Consider the following 9,090-nt stretch of genomic DNA (forward strand, 5'->3'; position numbering starts at 1 on the left):
TTTCTGGCATGCGATCTTTTATCGTAGTATCCCATTCAAATTCAGGATGCTCTTGTAAAAATTGCTTTATTACTTGTTCATTTTCTATTTTTTCAATTGTGCACGTACTATAAACAAGGCGACCACCTTGTTTTAACAATGGTGCTATTTTTTCTAGTATCGCAAGTTGAATCGTTGATAACCTTTCACTATCGCCCTTATCTTTACCTAACTTAATATCAGGTTTACGTCTAATAACACCAAATCCAGAACATGGTGCATCTACTAATATTTTGTCAAAAGATTCATTTGCAAAATGCTCTTGAACTTTTCTAGCATCTAAAGCCATCGTTTCTATATTTTCTAAACCAAGTCTCTTCGCCTGTTGTTCAATTAAACGTACTTTATGTGCGTGTAAATCAAGCGACATTACCTTACCAGTTCCGTCCAAACGCTCTGCAATATGAGTTGTTTTTCCGCCAGGAGCAGCACAACTATCTAGAACTGCATCTCCTTTATTCGGTTCTAAAGCACGTGCTACAAGCATTGAGCTTTCATCTTGAATAGAAAGGAAACCTTTTTTGAACGCTTCTGTATGTGCGACATTTCCTCTTTCAATTTGAATTGCATCCTCTGACAATTCGCCACGTTTTGCTTCTATWCCCTCATCAGCTAATAACGCAACCGCTTCTTCTACCGTTACTTTATCAACATTTACACGTGCTGTTGGTACAGGTGGCAACATATTTACTTCACACATTTTCTCTGCTGTCTCTAAACCATATTCGGATGCCCATTCTTGTACAAGCCACATTGGATGACTCGTTGCAATCGCAAGTCGTTCTACTGGATTTTCGATTTCTTCTAACGAAGGTACACCTTCTCGCTGAATTGAACGCAATACTCCGTTCACCATGCCTGAAATCCCTTTATGCCCACGACGCTTTGCAATCTCAACTGCTTCATGAATAGCCGCTCTTTCTGGAACTCGGTCTAAATATAGCATTTGATATAGAGATAGGCGAAGCAACACTCTTACCCACGCTTCAACCTTTTTTCTTAAAAATGGTTGTAAATAATAATCTAGTGTGTCACGACGTTGAATTGTTCCATATACCATTTCAGTTAATAAACCAATATCTTTTCTGTCAATTGTATTTTTTTCTTGTGAACAACTCATACGCTTTTTACCAGATGGTTGCAATTCAGTGATTTTAACACCTGTCTCGTTCCCTGTTGCAACAACAAATCCATCTTCTTCAAGAGCTACTATTGTACCTGGTTCAGCATTCTCTGTAATAGAGACCTTCTCTCCCCACCATACTTTAATAACTTGTCCTGCCAAAGTCGTATAAGCAACTGGCCATGGATTCAATCCGCGAATGTGATTGTATACTTCTTCACCTGTTTTTGTCCAATCAATTATCTCTTGCTCACGTTTTATATTATATGCAAACGTCACTTCAGCTTCACTTTGTTTAATTGGTTCTAGTTTACCCTGAATTAGTAAAGGAACCGTTTTAGATAAAAGGTGTGCTCCTGCTTCGCTTAACTTATCAAATAATGAACCTGTTGTTTCACGCTCTTCAATTTCTACTTCTACTTGCGTTAATATATCGCCCGCATCTAATTTTTCTACCATATACATAATTGTAATACCTGTTTTCTCTTTACCTTCCATGATCGCATAATGAATTGGTGCACCACCGCGAAGTTCTGGAAGTAATGATGCGTGGACATTAATACATCCATACTTTGGCGCTTCTAAAATTTCATTCGGTACGATTTGTCCAAATGCTGCTGTTACAATTAAGTCTGGCTCTAGTGCTAATACTTTTTCATATTCGTCTTTTTCACGAATTTTTAACGGCTGTACTACTGGAATACCATGTTTCTCCGCTTCTATTTTAACAGGAGTAGGTGTTAAAACCTTTTTTCTACCAACTGGACGATCAGGTTGCGTTACAACACCAACTACGTCATATCCGTCCTCGATAAGACGACGAAGCACCGGCACAGAAAAGTCCGGTGTCCCCATAAATACTACTTTCATCATTCAAAAACCGCTCCTTTTAAACCTATTCTAATTCGCCTGCTTCATAATACCTTTTCACTTTAGATGTAAATAAAACACCGTGTAAATGATCGATTTCATGCTGAATTGCACGCGCTAAGAAGTCATCCGCTTCTAATAAAAATATTTTACCGCGACGATTTTGTGCACGTACTTTAATGTAATCTGCACGCTCCACTTCACCATAAAGTCCCGGAAAGCTTAAGCAGCCTTCGGGACCTACTTGTTCACCACGTTTTTCTAAAATAACAGGATTAATTAATTCAATTTTACCCGTATCATCACCTATATCAACAACAGCAACTTGCAAGCTTACACCCACTTGTGGCGCAGCTAGACCAACTCCGTCTGCAATTAACATTGTTTCATGCATATCTTTTAACAATTTCACTAACTTTTTATCAAAGTTAATTACTCTTTCGCATGGTGTTTCTAACACTTCATTTGGATGCTTTACAATTTCTAAAACTGCCATATTTCCCTCCGCTACATTAACATTGTTGGATTAAAATCAATTGAGATTTGTAGCTCTTTTTGCATTTCTGCTTGATAATGTTCATTTACCATTTTGAGCACGTTCTTTAAGTTTGGTTCCCGTTTGTATTTTATCATGCATTGGTAACGATATCTATCTTTTATCCTTGGAATTGCTGAAGCAACCGGCCCTAACACCATTGTTTGCCTTGAACAATGCGTTCGTAAATGACCGACAATTTTTTCCGTCACTTGGACTGCCTTTAATAACTCCGGATGAGATACAGTTACAAGTACAACGTAGTAATATGGCGGATATTGTCTCATTTGCCTCATTTGCATTTCGTGCTCATAAAATACATCATATTGTTGATTCTTTGCTAATTCTACACTGTAATGTTCCGGCGTATACGTTTGAATTACAACTTCACCTGGCAATTCATGTCTTCCTGCACGTCCACTCACTTGTGTCAATAGCTGATACGTCTTTTCACTCGCCCGAAAATCAGGTAGATGAAGCATCGTATCCGCCGTTAAAACGCCAACAAGCGTCACCTTCGGAAAATCAAGCCCTTTTGCAATCATTTGTGTTCCAAGTAATATATCTGCTTTCTCTTCACCAAACGCCTTTAATAATTTTTCATGCATTCCTTTACGGCTTGTTGTATCCACATCCATTCGAATGACCCGCGCCTCAGGGAATAGTTTTGTGATTTCTTCTTCAACCTTTTGCGTCCCTGTACCAAAGAAACGAATATACGTACTATTACAAGCAGGACACTCCGTTGGCATATTTTCCTCATGACTACAATAATGACACTTTAAACGATGGTTCATTTTGTGATATGTCAACGAAATATCACAATGCGGACATTGTACGACATACCCACAATCACGACACATCACAAACGTAGAATGACCCCTTCTATTTAAAAAGAGAACCATTTGTTCTTTCTTTTCTAATCGATCTGCTATTTTTTCATGCAGTGCCTTTGAAAACATTGAGCGATTTCCATCACGAAGCTCTTCACGCATATCAACAATTTCTACAGTCGGCAAAGCTTGTTTGTTCATACGTTTTTCCATTGTAAGCAACCCATAGACACCTTTTTTCGCTCTAGCAAACGATTCAAGTGTCGGCGTTGCACTTCCGAGAACGATTGGACACTTATGGTATTGTCCTCTCCATACCGCTACATCTCTTGCATGATACTTTGGGTTATCCTCTTGCTTATAACTTGATTCATGCTCTTCATCAATAATAATGATTCCTAAATTTTCGAATGGAGCAAAACTAGCTGAACGCGCACCAACTACAACTTTCACTTCTTTTCTTAATATCTTTCGCCATTCATCATATTTCTCGCCAACAGAAAGCGCACTGTGAAGAACTGCAACTTGCGAACCGAACCTACCTTTAAAGCGATCTACCATCTGGGGCGTTAGCGCAATTTCAGGAACAAGCACAATTGCTTCTTTTCCTTTCTCGAGCACCGCTGCTATAGATTGTAAATACACTTCAGTCTTACCACTTCCTGTAACACCATATAGTAAAAATGGATTGTAAGTTTCATTTGTAATTGATGACAAAATCGGTGTAATTACTTGTTTTTGTTCCTCAGTAAGCGGAAATGGTTTCGTTTGTTCAAAATCATCATCGTCATACGGACTCCGGTATACCTCTACATACTTTTCTGAGATTAGACCCTTTTTAACAAGTGCTTTTATTGGAGCATCTGTTATTTGTAATTCTTCTGTTAAATTTTTTAACGGTACACTTTTGTAGTTTTCTACAAAATAATAGAGTACATCTTGTTGTTTTTTACTTTTCAGTTCAAATGCTGCTAATTCCAATTTATCTGCCGGCAACTCCGGTTGAACTACTCTTTGTTTCTTCTTCTGCACTTTATCCTTTACTTGATAAACCACTTCAGTCGTACCATTTTTAATTTCTTGTTGAATAGTGCGATATAGGTGCGGCTGTGCTTCGATAACTTCCCAATCTATCGTTTCCTTCCCTTGAAATAAAGAAAGAATTTCTGGTGTTACTCCTTCTCGGTTACGAAGTTGCAGACGCTTTTTATATGTTGCTTTAATCGCCGTCGGAAGCATCACCTGAAAAGCTGAAATCATATAACATAACGTTTCACTTGTAAGCCAATACCCAAGTTTTAATAATTCATCATTTAAAACCGGAGTGACATCTAATATTTCATACAACGCTTTTAACTTTTTACTTTCTAGTTCAACCGAATCCTTTATGCCAATAATAAAACCTTGCAATTTCCTCGGACCGAATGGGACTACTACACGCATTCCTGTTTGCACGATATCTTCCCATTTTTTAGGGATAATATAATCAAACGGTCGATCTGTTTGACGTGCAGGTACATCAACAATTACACTTGCAAACTTCATACATAATCATCTTCTAACATCATTTCTATTTGCTTTAATATTTCACGAGCCACTTCTTTCTTCGTTAAAAGTGGCAGCTCAATGATTTCTCCATCTTTTCTATACATTGTCACAATATTTGTATCCGTACCAAACCCAGCTCCTTGCGCTTTCACGTCATTCGCAACAATCATATTTGCATTTTTCTCACGTAATTTTCTCGTTGCGTATTCCTCTATGTTTGTCGTTTCAGCTGCGAAACCGATAAGTAACTGTCGGTCTTTCTTCTCACCTAACGTTTTTAAAATATCCACTGTTCTTTCTAATTCAATTACAGCATCGCCATTTTTCTTTTTCATTTTATTATCATGAACATATTTCGGACGGTAATCTGCAACGGCTGCTGTTTTGATGACAACATCCACACTCTGATAATGCTGAAGGACTGCCTCTAACATATCTTGTGCAGATTCTACTTGTATTGTTGTGACATGTAATGGTGACTCTAATGCTGTCGGTCCTGACACAAGTATGACATCAGCACCTAAGCCTGCTGCAACTTCTGCGATCGCATACCCCATCTTTCCAGAAGAAAAATTCGTCATAAAACGAACCGGATCAACCTTTTCACGTGTCGGTCCAGCTGTTATTAATATTCGTTTTCCTTGCAATGGTTGTTGTTCCGAGAAAGCCTCTTCTAATCGTCCAATAATTGCTTCAGGTTCTTCCAGTCTTCCTTTTGCTACATAACCACATGCTAAAAAACCTTCCCCAGGCTCAATAAATGTATATCCTAATGTTTTTAACRTCATCATGTTTTTTTGAACAATTTTATTTTCATACATATGCACATTCATAGCAGGTGCAATCCACACTGGAGCTATAGTAGCTAACAAAGTAGTTGTAATCATATCATCAGCAATACCGCCAGCTAACTTTCCAATGCAATTAGCTGTAGCAGGTGCAACAAGTACAACATCTGCCCAATCCGCTAAATCAATATGAGCAATAACAGCGGAGTCTCTCTCATCAAACGTATCCGTATATACATCATGGCGAGAAAGTGCTTGAAATGTAAGAGGCGTAACAAACTTCATTGCCGACTCACTCATCATTACTTTTACAAGAGCGCCAGCTTGTGTCAATTTACTTGTTAACGCAGCCGCYTTAAAAACTGCAATGCCTCCTGTTACACATAGAAGTATCTTTTTCCCTTTTAGCATATGACTCGTCCTCTTTCTTTTTCAAACTTATTCTACTGAAATAGAATTTTCAGCTCGTCAGTACCAGTATTTCGTTCCGTCTTTTTCGATTCCTTTTCATCCCTATCGTAAAAAAATAACAACCTACTTGTAAATAGGTTGTTACCGTTACATAGAAAATTATAAAGTCTATGTTTTAATTTGTCGAAAAGAATGTCTTAATCAATTATTGAGTCATCGCTTGGTATATATTTTAATACTTCTAAATCGATTTCTTCTAATGCTTTACCTACACATTTATAAGAAACAGGCTTTTCAATAACACAGTTGTCAGCAATTTGCATTTCACGTGCACGCTTTGCAGCTACTGTTACAAGTGTATATTTAGAATCGATTTTTGTTAATAATGAGTCAATTGATGGATTTAACATAATTATAGACCCTCCGTCATTTCTTTATAGTATTTTGCCACTCTTTCGCGGCGGCAATGTTCACCAACCACAATTGCTTTAATTCGGTCGCAAGCTAATTCAACTTGATCGTTTTCTACAACATAGTCATAAGCGTCCATCATTTCGATTTCTTCTTTCGCTACAGTTAAACGATTTTCAATAACATCTTCAGTTTCTGTACCACGGCCGACAATTCGGTTCTTTAGTTCAGATAAACTTGGAGGTGCTAAGAAAATAAATACACCTGCTGGGAAGGCTTTCTTAACTTGAATTGCTCCTTGCACTTCAATTTCTAAGAACACATCTTTTCCTTCTTGTAACGTTTTTTCAACATAATCAATCGGTGTTCCGTAATAATTACCAACGAACTCAGCCCATTCAAGTAACTTTTCATTACGAATCATTTCTTCAAATTCTTCTCTCTCTTTAAAGAAATAATCCACACCATCTACTTCACCTTCACGCGGTTTACGTGTCGTTACTGAAATAGAGTACTGAAAACGTGTGTCTTCATGGCTAAACAGCTCTTTTCGAACCGTTCCTTTCCCGACACCAGAAGGTCCCGAAAGAACGATGAGCAATCCTCTTCTACTTCTCATAAATATGTAAAACCTACCCTTCCTCACTTAAATCTTCTTTATTATTCAAACGATGTGCAATCGTCTCTGGCTGAATTGGACTTAATACTACATGCCCATCATCCATAACAATAACCGCCCTTGTTTTTCTCCCATACGTAGCATCAAGCAAAGCATTATGTTCACGCGCTTCCTGTACTGTCCGTTTAATAGGAGCTGACTCCGGACTTACAATAGCAATAATTCGATGAGCAGATACAATATTTCCGTATCCAATATTTAAAAACCGCATGGCCATAGTTTGCGCCTCCTAGTAAGTCTATCCGATTTCTCCACCACGTATAACTTTATATATTTTTTGAAAGCTACTCAATATTTTGTACTTGTTCACGAATTTTTTCAAGGTTATTTTTCATTTCTACGACATATTTTGAAATTGTTAAGTCATTTGCCTTAGAACCTATCGTATTAACTTCCCTATGCATCTCTTGCACGATGAAGTCCATTTTCCTTCCAACAGGCTCTGTAATTTGCAGTGCTTCACGAAATTGATCTAAATGACTTTGTAATCGAACTAATTCTTCGTGAATATCTGAACGCTCTGCAAATATTGCTACTTCTGTCAACAATCGTTGTTCATCTAAATCTTGATTATGTAATTCTTTTAAGCGATTTTCTAATCGTTCACGATATTTTTGTGTAACAATTGGTGCATGTGGAATAATTGCATTTACACAATTATGGATCTCTTGCAAACGATATGCTATATCTTTATGTAATCGTTCTCCTTCGCCATCTCTCATCGTTTTCAACATATGAGCAGCTTGGCGAACAGCTTCATATAAACCGGTTTCAAATTGTTCATTTACATTTTCTATTTCTTCAACTGCCGTTACTTCTGGCATTCMCATTAGTTGCCCGAGTGTAATAGAATCTTGTAATTGAAATTTCCCTTTTATATCTTCCATAATGGATTGGTACTGCTTGAGAAGTTCCCAATTCACAGTTAATTTTCTTTCAACAAGCCCTTCRCCTGTTATACTAATAGACACTTCAATACGTCCACGGCGAACTTGCTTTGCAATTATTTTACGAATCTTGTCTTCAAACGCCATCATTTGCTTCGGAAGCCGAATACTCATTTCTAAAAAACGATGGTTCACCGACTTCATTTCTACTGTTATTTGAAAAGTATCGTTCTCTACCTTCGATCTTCCAAATCCTGTCATACTACAAATCATCTTTATCACATCCAAGCCATGAAATAACTCAATGAAAAAGGCAATAGAGATGCGACTCTACTACCTTCTGTAAATTATATCATATTTTCATATCATTGACTATTTCAAGTTTAATCCCTTCTTATATAACAGCGGCTTTTTCTTTTTCTCCTTTTTTCTTGTTAATAAGGATCCTACTAATAAGAAGGTCGGAATAGATGATAATCCTCCAATTAACAACCAATCTCGTGCTTGTATCGGCATTGTGCTAAAAATCGGCTGTAATGGTGGATAATATATAACTACAAGCATTAACAGTAAAGAAATAATAACCGCCCCTACTAAATATATATTTCCAAACGGGTTGCGGTGAAATATAGAATGTTCACTACGACAATCAAATACATGAATAAGCTGAGCCAGTACTAATGTTGCGAAGGCTACCGTTTGTGCATACTTCAATTCATTCGGATGCTGGTTAAATGCAATAATAAACGCTACTAATGTCACTGCTCCGATTAGAAAACCACGACTTATAATTTTCCACGCAAGCCCTCTAGCGAACACCCCTTCTTTCGGATGGCGTGGTGTTCTCTTCATCACATCTCCTTCAGCCTTATCCAAACCTAATGCCATCGCTGGTAAACCGTCAGTAACTAAGTTCACCCATAAAATTTGAATTGGAACCATCGGCAATGGCAGTGCAAGTAACAT

At 37.6% G+C, this 9,090-nt stretch carries 9 protein-coding genes; all 9 read right to left on the reverse strand.

The features are described from left to right. On the reverse strand, positions 1 to 2,035 hold a 2,035-nt coding region (rsmB, locus tag AC1DJR_RS11505), incomplete at its 3' end, for a 16S rRNA (cytosine(967)-C(5))-methyltransferase RsmB (RefSeq protein ID WP_477002651.1). 22 nt (positions 2,036 to 2,057) lie between these two features. Then, positions 2,058 to 2,528: a peptide deformylase gene (gene def / locus AC1DJR_RS11510; RefSeq protein WP_002014496.1), complete on the reverse strand. Its 471-nt coding sequence runs from the start codon at positions 2,526 to 2,528 to the stop codon at positions 2,058 to 2,060. Between the two features lie 11 nt (positions 2,529 to 2,539). Beyond that, a complete protein-coding gene (gene priA, locus AC1DJR_RS11515) occupies positions 2,540 to 4,945 on the reverse strand; it encodes a primosomal protein N' (protein WP_429691801.1) in 2,406 nt (801 codons plus the stop codon). Beyond that, positions 4,942 to 6,147, reverse strand: a complete 1,206-nt coding sequence (gene coaBC / locus AC1DJR_RS11520) for a bifunctional phosphopantothenoylcysteine decarboxylase/phosphopantothenate--cysteine ligase CoaBC (protein WP_477002652.1) — start codon at positions 6,145 to 6,147, stop codon at positions 4,942 to 4,944. The genes priA and coaBC overlap by 4 nt, the downstream gene beginning before the upstream one ends. Before the next feature lie 197 nt (positions 6,148 to 6,344). Next, complete coding sequence (gene rpoZ, locus AC1DJR_RS11525; RefSeq protein WP_193644869.1) at positions 6,345 to 6,557, reverse strand: DNA-directed RNA polymerase subunit omega; 213 nt, start codon at positions 6,555 to 6,557, stop codon at positions 6,345 to 6,347. 2 nt (positions 6,558 to 6,559) lie between these two features. Next, entirely contained in the window at positions 6,560 to 7,177 is a 618-nt protein-coding gene (gmk, locus tag AC1DJR_RS11530) for a guanylate kinase (RefSeq protein WP_002014492.1), read from the reverse strand. Positions 7,178 to 7,190: 13 nt separating this feature from the next. Continuing rightward, positions 7,191 to 7,454 carry an extracellular matrix/biofilm regulator RemA gene (gene remA / locus AC1DJR_RS11535; RefSeq protein WP_001251456.1) on the reverse strand — a complete coding sequence of 88 codons (264 nt, stop codon included), beginning with the start codon at positions 7,452 to 7,454 and terminating at the stop codon, positions 7,191 to 7,193. 67 nt (positions 7,455 to 7,521) lie between these two features. Next, positions 7,522 to 8,397, reverse strand: a complete 876-nt coding sequence (locus AC1DJR_RS11540; RefSeq protein ID WP_477002653.1) for a YicC/YloC family endoribonuclease — start codon at positions 8,395 to 8,397, stop codon at positions 7,522 to 7,524. 99 nt (positions 8,398 to 8,496) lie between these two features. Continuing rightward, positions 8,497 to 9,090 (reverse strand): cation transporting ATPase C-terminal domain-containing protein (locus tag AC1DJR_RS11545; protein WP_477002654.1); only part of this gene is annotated, 594 nt, incomplete at its 5' end.

It is taken from the genome of Bacillus sp. 05T31, assembly GCF_056396725.1.

Bases quoted from the DNA above. Each gene is read 5' to 3' on its own strand.
- priA (WP_429691801.1), bottom strand. From the start codon at position 4,945: ATGAAGTTTGCAAGTGTAATTGTTGATGTACCTGCACGTCAAACAGAT.
- gmk (WP_002014492.1), bottom strand. From the start codon at position 7,177: ATGAGAAGTAGAAGAGGATTGCTCATCGTTCTTTCGGGACCTTCTGGT.
- def (WP_002014496.1), bottom strand. From the start codon at position 2,528: ATGGCAGTTTTAGAAATTGTAAAGCATCCAAATGAAGTGTTAGAAACA.
- remA (WP_001251456.1), bottom strand. From the start codon at position 7,454: ATGGCCATGCGGTTTTTAAATATTGGATACGGAAATATTGTATCTGCT.
- rpoZ (WP_193644869.1), bottom strand. From the start codon at position 6,557: ATGTTAAATCCATCAATTGACTCATTATTAACAAAAATCGATTCTAAA.